Consider the following 15,963-nt stretch of genomic DNA (forward strand, 5'->3'; position numbering starts at 1 on the left):
ACGTCGTACGAGCACGGATGCTGTGCCCACAGCGCGGCGTGAGTGCGGAGCCATGATGGCGCGCGAGTGAACACCGAGTCATGGATGCTGGGGTAAAACTTGACTGTGTGTTGACCCGTCGGGTCGCCAAGTTGTCCGGACAGGTTCAGGTGAGCAGTGCGCGCCCGTACCAGTCGGCGGCATCCCGTACGCCGGGCAGCGCAAAGAAGTAGCCGCCGCCGAACGGCCTGATGTAGTCCGTCAGCGGTTCGCCCGCCAGCCGGTGTTGCACGGTCTCGAACTGCCGCTTGAGATCCTGCTGGTAGCAGCAGAACAGCAGGCCCATGTCGAGGTTGCCGTTGGCGTCCATGCCCCGGTCGTAGTTGTATGGGCGGCGCAGCAGGCGCTGGTCGGCGGTGGCTGACGTGCGCGGGTTGGCCAGGCGTATGTGCGAGTCCAGCGGGATGACGTCACCCTTGGGGTCGTCGGCGTACCGCGGTGCGTCGTGTTCGTGGTCGCCGTCCAGCGGTGCGCCCGAGGTCCGGGAACGGCCGAACATCCGCTCCTGCTCGCTGAGCGAGACCCGGTCCCAGAACTCCACCAGCATGCGGATCAGCCGCACCACCTGGTAGCTGCCGCCGACCGCCCAGTCCGGCTCGCCCGCGTCCCTGCCCACCCAGACCAGGCCGTTCATGTCCCGGGCGCTGGTGGCGTCCGGGTTGGCGGTGCCGTCCTTGAAGCCGAGCAGATTGCGCGCGGTGCCCGACGGCCGGGGCGGGCTGCTGAAGCCGTCCAGCCGCCAACGGACCTGAAGGGCCCCCCGGGTGTGCCGGGCGATGTCACGCAGGGCGTGCAGGGTGGTGTCCGGCTCGTCGGCGTGCAGATGGAGGCTGAGGTCGCCGTGGCACCAGTCGGCCTGCAGATCGTCGTCGGGGAAGGCGGGCATCGCGGTCAGCCGCCTGGGCTTGAGCGCGGTGAGCCCGTACCGGCCGTCGAAGAGCGAGGCGCCGACGCCCACGGTGACGGCCAGTTGGCCGGCCGGGACCTGGTCGCCGAGGACGCCCGAGTCGGCGGGCGGGGCGGTGATGCCGACCGGTGACGGCGTCCCGCCGGAGGTGAGGAAGCGGGCCCGGTCCGTCAACGTGCGCAGCACGTCGGTGAGTTCCGACCGGTTCTCGGCGGTCACGTCGAGGGACGCGAAGACGCTGGTACGGCGCGGGGCGGCGATCGCCGAGGCCTGGTGGACCCCGTGGAAGGGGGCCACGGCGTCCGTCGTGGCGGGGGCGGTCTCCGGTGCCGCCGCCGCGCTCGTGGCGAGGCCGGCGCCCGCCAGTGCGGCCCCCCGCAGGAAGCCGCGCCGGCCCAGGCCGTCGGCTCGTCCGTCGCTGCTCACACGGTCCTCCGCGGGTCGCACAGCGTGGCCACCGATGCCAGCCGCTCCACCAGATCGCCGAGCACGGAGTCGGTCTGCTCCCGCTGGGCGCGGCTCAGCCGGCCGAGCGCCGTCCAGCGCCCGCCGTGCCGGAAGCCGTCGAGGGTGTGCTGGGCCCGGTCCAGTTCCTTGTCCAGGCCCGGCAGATCGGCGTACCGGGTGGTCAGCAGCGGGCGCAGCCGGGACAGCACCTCGCGGGTGCCGTCGAGGTTGGCGCGGGCGGTGGCGAGGTTGCTGCCGCTGCCGTAGTCGGTGCGGCCGGTCAGCTCGAACTGCACGGTGTTCTCCAGGATCTCGTGCGCGCGCAGGCCCAGCTGGGCCGGGTCCATCCGGGTCTGCGACCAACTGTCACGCAGCCGGGTCACCGCCTTGACCAGCACAGCCGCCGGGGCGCGCAGCCCGTCGGCCGACTCGCCGTGCCACAGTCCGTACTCGATACGGTGGAACCCGGCGAAGCCCTTGTCGTGCACCCCGTCGGGCAGCCCCGCGTCAGTCCCGTTGACCTGTGCGTCCGCATCCCCGAAGGCGTCGTACGCGGCCCCCAGCCGTTCGTACTCCAGGTGTGCGGGCAGCCAGTCGGAGCGGGCGGTGCCGAGGTCACCGCGGTCGATCGCGTCCTTGAGCGTCGTCGTCAGCCGTACGACGTCGTCGAGCCCGCCGCCGATCCACTTCTGATAGGCGAGCGCCGGCGGGATCAGATCGTGCTCGGTGACCGGGGCCGCGGCCGGACCGGGCTGCCCCGACGTGATGCGCACCGTCGGCCCGGTCACCGCGTCGGCGTCGTCGGGCACGCACTTGAAGGCGTACGCCCCCTTGCCGAGCCGGACCGTCAACTGGCGTGTCGTACCGGGACCGATGTCCTCCACCTCGCCGTACACCGCTTGGCTGCCCGGGTCCTCGAGGTAGACCTCGGCGGCGCCGTCGGAGGAGTTGCGCAGGTCGAAGGTGCGCACCCCGGGCCCGGGCCGGGTCCAGCCCTGGCCGCAGCGGCTCTGCGACACGTCGACGGCGATGTGTCCGGGCTTGTCGTCGCCGGCGTGGCCTGTGCGGCTGTTGTCCGGGGAGAGTGCCAGGACCGTGCCGGCGAGGGCCGCGGCGAGGGCGACGAACACGGCGGGCGCCGTCCGGAGACGAACGGACCGCGTGCCGAGGCGAGGCAACGGCATGGCGAGCCTTTCCGGAACGACGTACGTGGTGGGCCTCATGGTAGGCACCGCTCCGGATCCGAACACCCGTATCAAGGCTTCGATGACCAAGAATTCGGCCGGGGTTCACCGGATCGTGGTCGGCGTGCCCGGCCGGGTGCGTGCGTCGGCCTCGGCGTGCTCCATCGGCTCAGAAGGGCGAGGGCGGCCCTCCTGCCGGTCCGTTCAGCGCACCGGGAAGCCGAAGGAGTAGCCCTGCTGCTTCAGCCACGGCAGCAGGGTGCGCAGCGCGGCCACGGTCTGCGAGCGGTCGCCGCCCGCGTCGTGGAACAGCAGGGTCGGCCCGTTTGACAGCTCGCGCCGGACGGTGGCCACGATGGCGTCGGTGCCCGGTCGCTCGAAGTCCTTGGAGTCCACGTTCCAGCCCAGCGGGCGCATCCCGTGCGAGGCCGCGAGTTCCCGGCTGTACGGAGTGAAGGCGCCGCCCGGGGCGCGGTAGTACATCGGCCGTATGCCGCCGGACGCCTTGGTGATCTGCTGCTCGGCGTCCAGGATCTGCTGCGACTGGTAGGCCTCGGACTTCTTGTCCATCGTGGTGTCGTGCGACACCGTGTGGTCGCACAGCCGGTGCCCGGCCGCCACCACCTGGCGGACCAGGTCCGGGTGCGCCTGCGCCTGCGGGCCGATCATGCAGAAGGTCGCCTTCACGCCGTTCTCGCGCAGCACTTGGAGCACCTGCGGGGTCCATACCGGGTCCGGGCCGTCGTCGATGGTGATGTTGACCGCGTGCGCGCCGCCGTCCGAGGCATGGGCGATGACCGGGGACACGCTCACCGTCCTGGGTGCGGCATGCTGCGTCGGGGCGGCGGGCGAAGCGCCGCCGGACTGGCCCGCCTGCGCGGTCCACACCGAGGCGGCGGCGGCGACCGCCGTGACTCCGACCGCCGCCGCGATCACCCGACCGTGCCAACCCCGCCCGCCATGCCGCGCCATGTCCCGCCCCAGTTCCGTGGTGTGCCGCCGTGTTCCTGTGCACCTGTCAGGACGGGCCAGGTTGATCACGGGATCCGTCTGTTACCGATCACGGACAATTCCGGGGCGCTTCCGCGACAGATGCCCGGGATGTCTTTCTCGGAGGCGGCCGGCCCCCGGCTCGCGCTACGGTGCCCGGATGCCTCTGTATCCGGAGATCGAACCGTACGAGACCGGCATGCTCGACGTGGGCGACGGCAACCGCGTTCACTTCGAGACCTGTGGCAACCCCTACGGCAGGCCCGCCGTCGTGCTGCACGGAGGACCGGGCTCCGGCTGCACCCCGTACGCGCGGCGGCTGTTCGACCCGGCCGCCTACCGGATCGTCCTGCTCGACCAGCGCGGCTGCGGCCGTTCCACCCCGCACGCGAGCCGCCACGACACCGACATGAGCGTGAACACAACGGCCCACCTCATGGCCGACCTGGAACTGTTGCGCCGGCACCTGGGCATCGAACGGTGGCTGGTGTGGGGGGTGTCCTGGGGATCGGTGCTCGCGCTGCGCTATGCGCAGACCCACCCGGGCGTCGTCTCCGAACTGGTCCTGACCGGCGTCGCCACGGGGTCCAACGCCGAGGTCGAGCTGCTGACCCGGGGGCTCGGCCGGGTCTTCCCGGACGCCTTCGAACGGTTCCGGTCCCAGGTGCCCGAGGACGAGCGCGGCGGCAGTCTCGCCGCTGCCTACAGCCGGCTGCTCGAATCCCCCGACGCCGAGGTGCGGGAGCGGGCCGCGCGGGCCTGGACGGACTGGGAGACGGCCATGATCCCGGCGCCGCCGCGCTCGGTCGCGCGCTTCGAGGATCCCGTCTTCCGCCTGGGTTTCGCCCGCACCGTCACGCACTACTGGGGCAACGGCCACTTCCTCGGCGAGGGCGACGACGGCGGCGTGGTCCTGCGCGACGCGCACCTGCTTCAGGGCATCCCCGGCACGCTCGTGCAGGGGAGCCTCGACTTCGGCAACCTGCTCGGCATCGTATGGCGACTCCAACGCGACTGGCCCGGCAGCGAGTTGGTGACGGTGGGCGACACCGGTCACCACACCGCCGCACCGGCCATGGCGCAGGCGCTGGTGGCGGCCACCGACCGGTACGCCCGCCGGTCCTGATCACGGCCCGCTCTTCCGTAAGTCTTCGACGAGCAGGAGCCTTTGATGACGACACCGACCCGACTGCGCCCGCTGCTCGACCAGTTCGACCACGCCTGCGCGCGGCTGCTCGGCCGGCTGGCCGGGCCCGTCATGGACAGCGGCGACGGCACGGACACCAGGGTCCATCCACTGACCGACGACGAGTACTTCTGGGAACCCGTCCCGGGCTGCTGGTCCGTCAGGCGGCGCACGGACGGGCCCGCTCCGAGGGCGACCCACCTGGCGGGCGGCGGCGCGTGGGGACGGGACGCGGCACCCTACCCGCACCCCTGGCCGCCGCCGGTGACGACCCTCGCCTGGCGGCTGAGCCATCTCACCGAGATGCTCGCCCTGCGCGCCGACCACACCACCGGAAGCCGCTCGGCGACCAGGGCGGAGCATCCCGTCAGCGGGGACGCCGCCGCAGCGGTCGCGGCCTTCACGGCCGGCGCGGCCGCCTGGCGGCAGGCCCTGCTGAGCGCGGACGACACGGCGCTGGACACGGTGGGCCACTGCGCCTACCCGTACGGCAGCGACGCCGAGGAGCCGTTCCTCGACATCGTGTGGTGGGTCAACCAGGAAGTCCTGCACCACGGCGCCGAGATCGCCCTGCTCCGCGACCTCTACCGGGCCGGCGGCCGGCCCGGCTGAGCGGACCGGCCGAGGACGCGGAGGCTCATCGTTCCAGCGAGACGTACAGCCGTGTGCCGCCGGGCCGGAAGCCGACCCGCTCGTACACGCGGCGCGAGCCCTCGCCCGAGTACTCCAGCCACACGGAGCACGCGCCGCCACCGAGTATCGTCGCGGCCAGGCAGTGGGTGACCGCGGCGGCGATGCCCCGGCCCCGGTACGCGGGGACGGTGCCGACACCGGCGAGTTCCGCGGCGCCCTCGGCGGGCGCCGAGCACAGGGCCCCGCCGGCGCAGCCGCCACCCGCAGCGCGGACGAACCGGACGGCGCCACCGCCCTCCGCGGTGCGCCGCAACCGCGCCGCGCCCTGCGGCGAGGGCGCGAACTCACCGCCGAAGGCCTCGGACAGCGCGGTGTCGATGGCGGTGTAGTCCGCGTCCGTGGCCGGGCTCTCCACCTCGACCTGGCCCGCGCCGGAGCCGGGCGCGCTCAGTGTGGCGGGCGTACAGACCAGGTACTCGTGCACCGCTTCCGTACGGAATCCGGCCCGGCGCAGCACGGGCTCCACGGCGGGCGCGGCGTCCGGGGCGAACTCCAGCCGGGGCACCAGGCCCCGCCCGCGGAACGCGGCGATCAGGTCGGTGACGTCCCGGTCCGTGGGCGTGATGCCGGGGAAGGGGGTGGCGTAGTTGACGTACGGGCTGGTCGTCGACGGGTCGAATCCCGCGACGAAGCCGCCGACTTCGCACGGCGCCGGGCGGCGCCGCAGGTGGGTGACGGCAAAGCTCTGGACATCGTTGCGCATGGTGAAGACCTCACGGTGAAGACGGCGACGGCGGGCGTGGGCCGGGCGTGGCCGGGCAGACGGGGCAGACCTCCGCGAGGGAGGCGGATGGCGGTGTGCGGGGACACCGTGTCGTCGGGCCGCCGTGAGGGGACGCGGGGCAACCGAACGCTGCCGTTGGGCAGACGGCTCAGTGCCGACGGCGACCACTGCGGGACGCCGGAACCATGGACCTCAGTCCTTCGTGATGAGGAGGCAGGTGTGGGGTGGGGCTCGTGGAGCGTGCCACAGCGGGGAACGGCGGGCAAGCCGATTACGGCGATCCCCGCCGCGGGCGCCAACTGCCCCTCGTGGAAGGGAATGCCCGCGCCTCGGCCGAAGAGGTTCCTCCAGGGGCGGGCAGGCGCCGATGGGACGCACGACCTTCGCGCCCGCGCGCTCAGCCCCACGGCCGGGCATGCCCTGGAGCGCGAACGCGCCCTGCCCGGCGGGGCCGTGGAGATCGTCTACTCCTGTACGGGCAGCCGCTCCGCGCTGCCGGACGCCCCGGTGAGCCGGACTTGAGCCTGCGGGCAGCGGCTCACCGGCTCGAGCGTTGCGCGGCCACGATCGTGTCCGTGGCCGGCCCCGCCCCCGCCCGCCGCTGCACGCGCTCGGCGAATCCGGGGAACTGCGACGCGATCCTGGTCAGCAGCCGCAGTTCGGGCGGGGCCACGTTGACCTCGGCGACGTTCCGGGTGATCGCCCGCGCCACGCCCTTGACGACCTGCTCCGGCGACACGGTGCGCACGCCGCCGGGCGTGGCGGAGCCCGTGTTCGCGAACATGCCCACGCCGCGTACGAAGCCCGGCTGGACGATCGAGACGCCGACGCCCGTGCCGTGCAGATCCTGACGGAAGGCCAGCGAGAAGCCGCGCAGCCCGAACTTCGTCGCGTTGTACAGCGACGACGACCTGGTGGCCGCCACGCCGGACAGCGATCCGACGAAGCAGATGTGCCCGCGCCCGGCGGCCGTCATGCCGGGAGCGAGCTGCCTGGCGAGCATCACGGGAGCCCGCAGGTTCACCGCGAGGGCCCGGTCGATCTGCTCCGGGGTGTAGTCGAGGACGTCGCCGCTGGAGGGCAGGGCCGCGTTGGCGATGAGGATGTCCGTGCCGACCGCTTCCCCGGCGAGCCGTGCCACGTCGTCGGGGTCGGCCAGATCGGCCAGGACCATCCGGGCGCCGTACCGCTCGGCGAGGGGTTCCAGCGCCTCGCGCCGCCGTCCGGTGAGGACGAGACGGGCACCACGCTCGGACATCCGGGCGGCGAGCGCGCCTCCGATGCCCCCGGTGACACCGGTGAGCAGAACGGTGGCTCCGGCGATGTCCATGACTGCCTCCCCAAGCTGTTCGTTCGAACGAACAGTAGGGGTCGCGCAACGGGGCTGTCCACCTGGTGATGGAAGAATGCGGGACATGTCGCATGCCGCAGCCTCCCCGACACGTCAGCGCATCATCACCGCCGTGCTGCGGATCATCGGCGAGGACGGGGTCGCCGCGGTCACCAACCGCCGGATCGCCAGGGAGGCCGGCGTCTCGCTCGGCTCGGTCACCTACCACTTCGAGACCCAGCACGAACTGCTGCGGGAGAGCCTGCTGTACTTCGTGCGCGAGGAGGCGCGGCACTTCACCGAGCTGGCCGACCAGTGCAGGACCGAGGACATCGACGTCGAGGGCGCGGCATCCCTGGCCGGTCAGGTCGCCCGCGGCTCGGCACTGGACAGTGCCCATCTCGCGCCCTTCGAGCTGTATCTGCACGCGGGGCGGGACGAGCGGCTGCGGGAGGCGGCGGCGGAGGCGTTCCGGGCCTACGACCGGCTCGCCACCCGGATCCTCACCGCGCTGGGCGTCCCGGACGCCGAACGCCTGGCCGCCACGGCGGTCGCCCTGGTGATGGGCCTGCAACTGCGCCGCCTGGCCACGGGCAGCGCCGCGGACGACCTGGCCGACGCCCTCCTGCTCCTCGTCCAGGGGGCCGCGGACCACCAGGTCCCGACCGCTTCCGGAGAGCCGGCGGCGCAGTAGCGCACCCGGGCCCGACCGGCCCCGCTCGCCTCCCTCGCCCCCCCGCCCCCGGCACCCCGACCGCCGGATTTCTGCTCAGCGGCGGACAATCGGGACCATAGTGGTGTAAGGGTGGAAATGATGGAAGCAGTGCCAGATGGCGGTGACATCCCCCCGTCCACGGGACCGGGGGATCTCCTCGACGCGTCCACCGACGCGGCCGCGGTGATCTCCGCGCGCGGCGTCGTGGTCGGCTGGACCCGCTGCGCCGTGGCACTGCTCGGCCACCCGGCGACAGAGGTCGTGGGCCGCTCCGCCGCGCGCCTGCTGGCCATGTCCGAGGACCCCGCACGGCTCGCCGGCATCGTGCAGCGCTGCCGTGAGGGCAACGGCTGGAACGGACGGATCGCCGTACGCCACCGCAACGGCCGGGCCCTCGACGTCGAAGTGCGCGTGTCCGCCTCCTTCCGCATCGGCGAGGACGAGTGCTTTCTGGTGTCGGCGAGCGAACAGCGTCCGCAGTGGACCATGGGCCAGTCCGTCCTCGACGGGTTCCTCACCCGCTCACCGGTCGGCATGGCCGTCATGGATCCGCAGCTGCGCTACGTCTGGATGAACGACACCCTGGAACGTTTCGGCGGGGTGCCCCGCGACCAGCGGCTCGGCCGGCGACTGAGCGAGCTGCTGCCGGGCCTGCAGGCGGAGGCACTGGAAACGCTGATGCGCAAGGTGTTCGCGACGGGGCTGCCCGTGACCGACTACGAGTACGAGGGCTGGAGCTGGGCCGACCCGCACCGCCGGCACGCCTACTCGACCTCGTTCTTCCCGCTGGTGGACGCCGACGGCGCCATCACCGGCGTGTGCTACATGGTCCAGGACGTCACCGAGCGCTGGCACGCCCGCCAGCTCCTGACCCTCGTCAACGAGGCCGGCACCAGTATCGGCCGGACGCTCGACGTGATGCGGACCGCCCAGGAACTCGCCGACTTCGCCGTCCCCCGTTTCGCGGACTTCGTCGTCGTCGACCTGCTGGAATCCGTGCTGAGCACCGAGGGCCACGGAGCCTGGCTGCCCGACGCCGGCCCCGCGCCGGCCCGGACGGTGATGTGCCGCGCCGCGCTGCGCTCGGTGCGCGAGGACTGTCCCGAGGCCGTCGCGCGGGTCGGCGACAAGGTCGACTTCATCCCGCCTCCCCACGATGCCGACCTCCTCGTCAACGGCGAGCCGCTGCTCATCCCCGTCCTCGACCCCTCGGACGAGCAGTGGGCCAGCCGGTCACCCCTGCGTACGCAGCGGATCCGGGAGTTCGGCGTGCACTCGCTGATCGCCGCGCCCATGCGGGCCCGGAACACCGTCCTCGGCCTGACCACCTTCGCCCGGTCGCTCAACCCGGTCTCCTTCGGGCCCGACGAGGTCCTGGTGGCCCGCGAACTGGTGGCACGAGCCGCCGTGTGCGTGGACAACGCCCGCCGGTACACCAGGGAGCACACGGCGGCGGTCACCCTGCAGCGCAGCCTGCTGCCCCCCGCCCTGACCGGCGGCACCGCGCTGGAGGTCGCCTCCTCCTACCTTCCGGCGGACCCCACCGGCGGTGTCGGCGGCGACTGGTTCGACGTGATCCCGCTGTCCGGCGCGCGCGTCGGCCTCGTCGTCGGTGACGTCGTGGGCCACGGCATCACCGCGGCGGCCAGCATGGGCCGGCTGCGCACCGCGGTGCAGACCCTCGCCGAGATGGAGATGCCCCCCGACGAACTCCTCGCCCACCTCGACGACCTCGTGCTCCGGCTCAGCGACGAAGAGAACGCCGCCGGCACCGCCGCCCGCTCCACGGCCACCTTCACCGGCGCGACCTGCCTCTACGCCGTCTACGACCCGGTCACCCGGCGGTGCACGATGGCCCGCGCCGGACACCCGCCACCCGTCGTCGTGGCACCGGACGGCAGGGCCGGCTTCCCGGAGATTCCCCCCGGACCCCCGCTCGGGCTGGGCGGCATGTCATTCGAGGCAACCGAGATCGAACTGGCCGAGAACAGCCTCCTCGGCCTCTACACCAACGGTCTCATCAAGGGCCGCGACCACGACTTGGAGCGGGGCATGGCCCGGCTCGGCGAGGTCCTCGCACACACCGAGGCGAACCTGGACACACTGTGCTCCTCTGCCGTGGAGCAACTCGTGCCCGTGCCCCAGCTCGACGACATCGCCCTCCTGCTGACCCGCAGCCATGCCCTCGGGGCCGACCAGGTCGTCTCCTGGGACGTACCCCCCGACCCGGCATCCGTCGGCGACCTGCGCGCCCGGGCCACCCGCCAGGTGTGCGACTGGGGCCTGCAGGAGCTGGCCCTGACGACGGAACTGGTCGTGAGCGAACTCGTCACCAACGCCATCCGCTACGCCGCACCGCCCATCAGGCTCCGCCTCCTCCGCGATGCCCGCCTCACCTGCGAGGTCGCCGACGCCAGCAGCACCGTCCCGCGGCTGCGGCACGCCCGCAGCACCGACGAGGGCGGCCGCGGACTCTTCCTGGTCGCCCAGCTCGCCCTTCGCTGGGGTGCCCGGTACACGGAACAGGGCAAGATCATCTGGGCCGAGCAGCAGATACCCTGAGCCCGGATTTGCCTTCGAGTGGACTCCAGCGTCCAGACTGACGCCGACGGATGATCCGTCGTGCGGACACGGCGCCCGGGCCTGCACGCCCGGGACGGGACAGAAATGGCGGCGGCCGATGGCAGCGACGAACGAGGCGGGGCACCCCCTGCCGTACGACACCTACCGCGAGGCCATCGCCCGCGAGACCCGGCGCTTCGCCGAGGCGGTGCAGGACGCCGACCCCGCGAGCGCCGTGCCCTCCTGCCCCGGCTGGACCCTGGCCGACCTCACCCGGCATGTGGGCGCGCTGCAGCGCTGGTTCGCCACGCTGCTGACCCGGCTGGTGCAGGAGCCCCCGCGCAGCCGCGAGGTGGAACTGGGCCTGCCGGCAGACCCGCAGGACTATCCCGGCTGGGTGGCGGCCGGGGAACCCGCCGTCGCGGCCGTCCTGCGCGCCACGGACCCCGATGCGGCGATGTGGACCTGGGGCGAGGACCCGCACGCGCGGTTCTGGGCCCGGCGGATGCTCTTCGAGACGCTGGTGCACCGGGTCGACGCGGAGCGCGCCGTCGGCCGGGCGGCGGACCTCGACCCCGTGCTCGCGGCGGACGGCGTGGACGAGTTCCTCGTCAACCTGCCCCACGCGGGCCTCTTCGCCCCCGGCGTGACCAAGCTGCGCGGCAACGGCGAGATCCTCGCGTTCCACAGTACGGACACCGCCGAGGAGTGGCGCGTGCGCCTGGACCCGGACGGCTTTCGCCCGGTGCCGCACACGGACGAAGCGGCCACGGCCGCCGTGCGCGCAGCGGCGGCGGACCTCCTGCTGCTCCTCTACGGCCGCAGGTCGTACGGCGAACCCGCCTACGAGGTCTCGGGGCAGAGCACGGTCCTCGACAACTGGTTCGCCCACACCGGCTTTTGACCCTCACTCCGCCGACGTCGTCGTGGGCGCCGGCGCGGACGGTTCCCGGGGCAGCAGACACACCGCGAGCGCCGCGGTGTCGTCCTGCAGCCCACGGGGACTGTAGGCCAGCAGATCGTCGTGGAGGCGGGCGAGCAACTCCTTCGGCGGGAGCACACCCCAGGAACGGACGCGTTCGAGGAGGGGGTAGAAGGTGCCGGACGCGTCCCGGGTCTCCGTGACGCCGTCCGTGTACAACAGCAGCTGGTCGCCCGGCCAGAACGGGTAGACGTCGACGTGGTACGGGTCCTGGACCAGCATGCCGAGGTTCAGCGGCGGTGCCGACCGGCCGCTGTCCAGCTCGCGGACCTGGCCGGCCCGCAGACACAGCGGGGGCGGGTGGCCGCAGTTGACGAGGTAGACGAGCCCGCCGTCGGCCGGGATCTCGGCGAAGACCGCGGTGACGAACCGCTCGCCCGTCTCGTCTCCGCCGAGCCGCTCCGCCCTGCGGAGCATGCTCGTCTCCAGCCGGGTGGCGAGCGAGGGCAGATCGGGTTCCTCGTACGCCGCCTCGCGGAACGCGCCGAGCAGGGTGGCGGCGGTCTCCACCGCGAGCAGTCCCTTGCCGCGCACGTCACCGATGAGCAGCCGGACTCCGTAGCCGGTGGGCACGGCCTCGAAGAGGTCACCGCCGATCTGGGCCTGCGCGGCGGCCGAGAGGTAGAGGCTCTCCAGCTGGAGATGGCCGATCCGGTGCGGCACCGGCCGCAGCAGGACGCGCTGTGCGATCTCGGCCACGAACCGCACGTCGGCCAGGGTGCGCTCCCGCCGGATCCGGTGGGCCGCCAGGACCGTGCCCAGGGCGCCCACCAGGGCCGTGCAGATGTAGGAGGCGACGTAGTGCCGGTCCCACAGATAGCCGACGGACCGGCCCGCACAGCACGGGGTGCCGGCCAGCACCCCCTCGAGGGCGATGGCGAACAGCGTGGCCGCGGCGACGCCCACGGGCCCGTACGCGAAGGCCGCCACCAGCGGCACCGCGATCAGTGCGAAGCTCACCGGCCACTGCACCGGGGTGAGAGGCTCCAGTGCCAGTAAAGCCGCCACGTACAGCAGCGGCAGCCAGCGCAGCCACAGGGGCGGCGCAGGCAGCCGGGCGCGCTGTTCGGCGGAGACGTCCGGCTCCTGGCCGGCGGAACCCTGGCTCATCCGTCGCTCCCGGGCACCGACGCCGGGGCACCGGCTCCGGCCCCGCGGTGTGCCGTCCGTGCAGCGGGACGGCACACCTGACGGTTCGGCCTCTGTGGATTTCGCACCCGGGACTCCTGTCACACGACCTCGACAGCCCTCCAGCCTGGTGGGCCGAGCCCCGGGATCCCGGTCATTGCTCCACCGGGCGGCATGTTCCGTTCGGCTCAGCCGGTGCCGAAACCGATCGCGAAGACGTGCAGGCCCCCGGCGTTGACGTCGGACGGCAGACGCACGCCGCTGACCGTCTTGCCGGGGGTCAGCGTCACCGGCTTGGTGGCGAACACGTAGGACGTGGTGCTGTCGTGCGCCGTACCGGCCTGGTTGCGGTACGACGTGGTCACCGCCACCGTGTTGTCCGCGAGCGGCGAGGCGCTGCCCGCGCCGAGCGTCCAGTCGGAGAGGCCGAGCGCGACCGACTGGGTCGTGCCGTCCGTGTAGGTGACGGTCGCGGTACCGGAGGACGGGCCGTTGTTGGCGGCGCCCAGGAAGGAGATGCTGCCGGACCCGGACACCCGTACCGTCTGCCCGTTCGCCACGTAGTTGTCCGCGGCGCCGGACGCCACCTTGGGCCAGGTGAACGTGACCCCGCCGGCCGTGACCTTCGCTCCCGGTGTGACGCCCGCGGCGGCCAGGGCGTGCGCCGAGTAGCTGTAGCCCGCGCCGTCGAAGTTCGCCGAGGCGGCGGCCGTGTCGCCGGACGTGCCGACGTCGGTGTAGCCGGGCGAGCCCGGGTAGGAACGCGGAGCCGCCGTGGTGTCCGACGCCCAGGAGGTGTTGGCCGAGGTGCCGAGGACGTAGCCGAGGGTGCCGCCGCCGGTGAGGGCGCCGTCCGGCACGTGCGCCTTGTTCCACGCCGTGCCGTTCCATGTCGCCGACTGTACGTACGGAGCGTCGTCCGCGGCTCCGTCGCCGTTGACCGTGAGGGTGTGCCCGGAGGGCAGGGTGATCACCGCCTGGGTGAACAGCGGGCTGCCCAGCGCCAGGTCGGCGGTGCCCGCGGTCTGCGGATACATACCCAGCGCGGACCACACGTACCAGGAACTCATCTCGCCCAGGTCGTCGTTACCGGCCAGGCCCGAGGGGCTGTCGGTCCAGATCTGGTCCTGCACCTGCCGGACGACCTTCTGTGTCCTGTACGGCATGCCGATGTAGTCGTACTCCCAGGGGATGTTGAGGCTGGGCTCGTTGCCCAGGTTGGTGTAGCCGCCGGCGCCGGTCAGCGAGGACAGGTCGGTGTCCAGGAACTTGCCGAGGGCCGCGTCGCCGCCCATGGCGGTGGCCAGCCCGTGCACGTTGAACGGCACCATCGGGGTGTACTGCCAGGAGTCGCCCTCGACGAAGTTCTTGCCGGAGGTCGGGGAGAAGCCCGAGGTCCAGGTGCCCGAGGCGTCGCGCGGCTGGATGAAGCCGCTGCCGAAGTGGAACAGGTTCTGCCAGTCCTGTGCCCGGTCCGCGAACCGGTGCTGGTCGGCGGTGTCGCCGAGGGCTCCGGCGAACGAGGAGAGCGCGAAGTCCGCCGCGTTGTACTCGAGCGTGGTGGAGGCCGGGCCGTAGTAGTTGCAGCAGCCGTACCTGCCGTTGCTGGGCAGTCGGCCGATCTGCTCGAGGTAGTTCAGGCCGGGCCGGTTGTTGTTGGTGACGGTGGCTTCCGCGATCAGGCCCTTGAGAGCGGTGGCGGTGTCGAAATTCCGGGCGCCGAAGGCGTAGTAGTCGGCGATGATCTCGTCCGCGGGGTCCCCGACCATGACGTAGGTCTCGCCGTTGTTCTCCGACCACTTGGGGAACAGCCCGGTCTGCCGGTAGTCGTCGACCATCGACTGGGCGGTGTCGGAGGCGGCCTTAGGGGCGAGGAGGGCTTCGAGCTGGGCCTGCGAGCGGTAGACGTCCCAGCCGGAGTAGTTGGCGTAGGCGGCGGCGTGTCCCTTGTCCACGGTGTGCGGCTTGCCGTCGAAGCCGGGGTAGCGGCCGTTGGTGTCGCTGATGACGTTCGGGTGCAGCAGCGCGTGGTAGAGCGCCGTGTAGAAGACGGTCTGCTGAGCGGCCGTGCCGCCGGCGATCCTGACCCGGCCGAGCAGGGACTTCCAGGCGTTGTGCGCCGCGTCGCGCACCTTGGCGAAGTCCCAGCCGGCGTTCTCCGCCGTGCGGTTGCCCACCGCGTCGGCAGCCGACACGTACGAGATGCCGACCTTGGCCTGAACGGTACGACGGGTGGTGGTGTCGAAGGTGACGTAGCCGTCGGTGCCGCTCGCCCTGGCGGCGAAGGGGCGGGCCGCGCCGGGCACGACGCCGTGCAGCACGGGCTTGTTGGGGGCCTCGGGGGTGCTGGGCGAGACGGCGGTCCTCGGCGTGGTGGGCGTCGCGGCGGCCAGCGCGGTACCGCTGTGCTGGAACGGCTGGTCGAACACCATGTCGAAGTAGACGGTGTAGGAGTTGCCCTCGCCGCAGAAGTTCCCGCTGGTGACGCTGCCGCGCACCTCTTTGCTGTTCACCATGTGGAACTGCGCAGCGGTGTCACCGTTCTGACTGTTCGTCAGTTTGAAGAGGAGATTCGACTGCCGGGTGGCCGGGAAGGTGAAGCGGGCCATGCCGCTGCGGGTGGTCGCGGTCAGCTCGGTCTTGACGCCGTTGTCCAGCGACACCGTGTACGCGCCGGGGGAGGCGGACTCGTGGGTGTGCGAGAAGCTGTCCGTGGCGCTCGTGTCCACCGTGCCGACGGTCGGCAGGACCGGGATGTCACCGCCGGCCCGGCAGCCCGGTCCGGCGATGTGGGTCAGGCCGAAGCCGGTGACGGAGGAGTCGTTGTACTCGTAGCCGCCGCCGTCCGGCTTGTGCGGGGTGTCGGGGCTCCACTGGACCATCCCGAACGGTGTGTCGGCGCCGGGGAAGTCGTCCGCGGCGTTCGAGGTCCCGATGAAGGGGTTCACGCGGGAGGTGGGGTCGGTGACGAGGGCGGGCCGGGCGGTGGTGCCGAATGCGGGGGCGGCCATGGCGCCCACCGCCAGGGCGCCGGCGGCGAGTACGGACGGGAGTCGGAAGGGGGGCAGAACTCGAA

At 72.4% G+C, this 15,963-nt stretch carries 13 protein-coding genes; 6 read left to right on the plus strand and 7 right to left on the minus strand.

Features of this window, described 5'->3' with window-relative positions; genetic code table 11:
- Positions 1 to 145: 145 nt before the first annotated feature.
- The 3 genes from efeB to GQF42_RS40185 form a co-directional block, all read right to left on the minus strand.
- Complete coding sequence (gene efeB, locus GQF42_RS40175; RefSeq protein ID WP_199272962.1) at positions 146 to 1,372, minus strand: iron uptake transporter deferrochelatase/peroxidase subunit; 1,227 nt, start codon at positions 1,370 to 1,372, stop codon at positions 146 to 148.
- Positions 1,369 to 2,616: an EfeM/EfeO family lipoprotein gene (locus GQF42_RS40180; RefSeq protein ID WP_375992486.1), complete on the minus strand. Its 1,248-nt coding sequence runs from the start codon at positions 2,614 to 2,616 to the stop codon at positions 1,369 to 1,371. The genes efeB and GQF42_RS40180 overlap by 4 nt, the downstream gene beginning before the upstream one ends.
- 165 nt (positions 2,617 to 2,781) lie before the next feature.
- A complete protein-coding gene (locus GQF42_RS40185; protein WP_158928285.1) occupies positions 2,782 to 3,549 on the minus strand; it encodes a polysaccharide deacetylase family protein in 768 nt (255 codons plus the stop codon).
- 178 nt (positions 3,550 to 3,727) lie between these two features.
- Between GQF42_RS40185 and pip the strand changes: the two genes are divergently transcribed.
- Positions 3,728 to 4,693: a prolyl aminopeptidase gene (pip, locus tag GQF42_RS40190; protein ID WP_158928287.1), complete on the plus strand. Its 966-nt coding sequence runs from the start codon at positions 3,728 to 3,730 to the stop codon at positions 4,691 to 4,693.
- A 45-nt stretch (positions 4,694 to 4,738) separates the two neighbouring features.
- Positions 4,739 to 5,365 carry a DinB family protein gene (locus GQF42_RS40195; protein ID WP_158928289.1) on the plus strand — a complete coding sequence of 209 codons (627 nt, stop codon included), beginning with the start codon at positions 4,739 to 4,741 and terminating at the stop codon, positions 5,363 to 5,365.
- A 25-nt stretch (positions 5,366 to 5,390) separates the two neighbouring features.
- On the opposite strand, the gene GQF42_RS40200 is transcribed toward GQF42_RS40195, so the two are convergent.
- Entirely contained in the window at positions 5,391 to 6,149 is a 759-nt protein-coding gene (locus tag GQF42_RS40200) for a GNAT family N-acetyltransferase (RefSeq protein WP_158928291.1), read from the minus strand.
- Positions 6,150 to 6,488: 339 nt separating this feature from the next.
- Here GQF42_RS40200 and GQF42_RS45195 point away from each other — a divergent pair, with 339 nt between their 5' ends.
- Entirely contained in the window at positions 6,489 to 6,692 is a 204-nt protein-coding gene (locus tag GQF42_RS45195; protein ID WP_199272963.1) for a hypothetical protein, read from the plus strand.
- A 16-nt stretch (positions 6,693 to 6,708) separates the two neighbouring features.
- Here GQF42_RS45195 and GQF42_RS40210 read toward each other — a convergent pair whose 3' ends face one another.
- Positions 6,709 to 7,500: an SDR family NAD(P)-dependent oxidoreductase gene (locus GQF42_RS40210; protein WP_158928293.1), complete on the minus strand. Its 792-nt coding sequence runs from the start codon at positions 7,498 to 7,500 to the stop codon at positions 6,709 to 6,711.
- An 85-nt stretch (positions 7,501 to 7,585) separates the two neighbouring features.
- On the opposite strand from GQF42_RS40210, the gene GQF42_RS40215 reads away from it, so the two are divergent.
- From GQF42_RS40215 to GQF42_RS40225, 3 genes are all read left to right on the plus strand, one after another.
- On the plus strand, positions 7,586 to 8,194 hold the full coding sequence (locus tag GQF42_RS40215) for a TetR/AcrR family transcriptional regulator (protein ID WP_158928295.1): 609 nt from the start codon (positions 7,586 to 7,588) through the stop codon (positions 8,192 to 8,194).
- 120 nt (positions 8,195 to 8,314) lie between these two features.
- On the plus strand, positions 8,315 to 10,777 hold the full coding sequence (locus GQF42_RS40220; RefSeq protein WP_158931166.1) for a SpoIIE family protein phosphatase: 2,463 nt from the start codon (positions 8,315 to 8,317) through the stop codon (positions 10,775 to 10,777).
- Positions 10,778 to 10,895: 118 nt separating this feature from the next.
- Positions 10,896 to 11,681 (plus strand): maleylpyruvate isomerase family mycothiol-dependent enzyme, encoded by a 786-nt coding sequence (locus GQF42_RS40225; protein WP_158928297.1) that lies wholly within the window; start codon positions 10,896 to 10,898, stop codon positions 11,679 to 11,681.
- A gap of 3 nt (positions 11,682 to 11,684) precedes the next feature.
- Here GQF42_RS40225 and GQF42_RS40230 read toward each other — a convergent pair whose 3' ends face one another.
- On the minus strand, positions 11,685 to 12,869 hold the full coding sequence (locus GQF42_RS40230) for a PP2C family protein-serine/threonine phosphatase (RefSeq protein ID WP_199272964.1): 1,185 nt from the start codon (positions 12,867 to 12,869) through the stop codon (positions 11,685 to 11,687).
- 206 nt (positions 12,870 to 13,075) lie between these two features.
- The gene (locus GQF42_RS40235; RefSeq protein WP_158928299.1) at positions 13,076 to 15,898 is read right to left on the minus strand and encodes a lectin; all 2,823 of its coding nucleotides are present in this window, start codon (positions 15,896 to 15,898) and stop codon (positions 13,076 to 13,078) included.
- Positions 15,899 to 15,963: the final 65 nt, after the last annotated feature.

Origin of the sequence: Streptomyces broussonetiae (assembly GCF_009796285.1) — a bacterium.
Taxonomy (GTDB): Bacteria; Actinomycetota; Actinomycetes; order Streptomycetales; family Streptomycetaceae; genus Streptomyces; species Streptomyces broussonetiae.

Coding starts and splice junctions, on each gene's coding strand:
- GQF42_RS40180 (WP_375992486.1), bottom strand. CDS start 2,616: ATGAGGCCCACCACGTACGTCGTTCCGGAAAGGCTCGCCATGCCGTTG.
- GQF42_RS40185 (WP_158928285.1), bottom strand. CDS start 3,549: ATGGCGCGGCATGGCGGGCGGGGTTGGCACGGTCGGGTGATCGCGGCG.
- pip (WP_158928287.1), top strand. CDS start 3,728: ATGCCTCTGTATCCGGAGATCGAACCGTACGAGACCGGCATGCTCGAC.
- GQF42_RS40195 (WP_158928289.1), top strand. CDS start 4,739: ATGACGACACCGACCCGACTGCGCCCGCTGCTCGACCAGTTCGACCAC.
- GQF42_RS40200 (WP_158928291.1), bottom strand. CDS start 6,149: ATGCGCAACGATGTCCAGAGCTTTGCCGTCACCCACCTGCGGCGCCGC.
- GQF42_RS45195 (WP_199272963.1), top strand. CDS start 6,489: ATGCCCGCGCCTCGGCCGAAGAGGTTCCTCCAGGGGCGGGCAGGCGCC.
- GQF42_RS40210 (WP_158928293.1), bottom strand. CDS start 7,500: ATGGACATCGCCGGAGCCACCGTTCTGCTCACCGGTGTCACCGGGGGC.
- GQF42_RS40215 (WP_158928295.1), top strand. CDS start 7,586: ATGTCGCATGCCGCAGCCTCCCCGACACGTCAGCGCATCATCACCGCC.
- GQF42_RS40220 (WP_158931166.1), top strand. CDS start 8,315: ATGGAAGCAGTGCCAGATGGCGGTGACATCCCCCCGTCCACGGGACCG.
- GQF42_RS40225 (WP_158928297.1), top strand. CDS start 10,896: ATGGCAGCGACGAACGAGGCGGGGCACCCCCTGCCGTACGACACCTAC.
- GQF42_RS40230 (WP_199272964.1), bottom strand. CDS start 12,869: ATGAGCCAGGGTTCCGCCGGCCAGGAGCCGGACGTCTCCGCCGAACAG.
- GQF42_RS40235 (WP_158928299.1), bottom strand. CDS start 15,898: ATGGCCGCCCCCGCATTCGGCACCACCGCCCGGCCCGCCCTCGTCACC.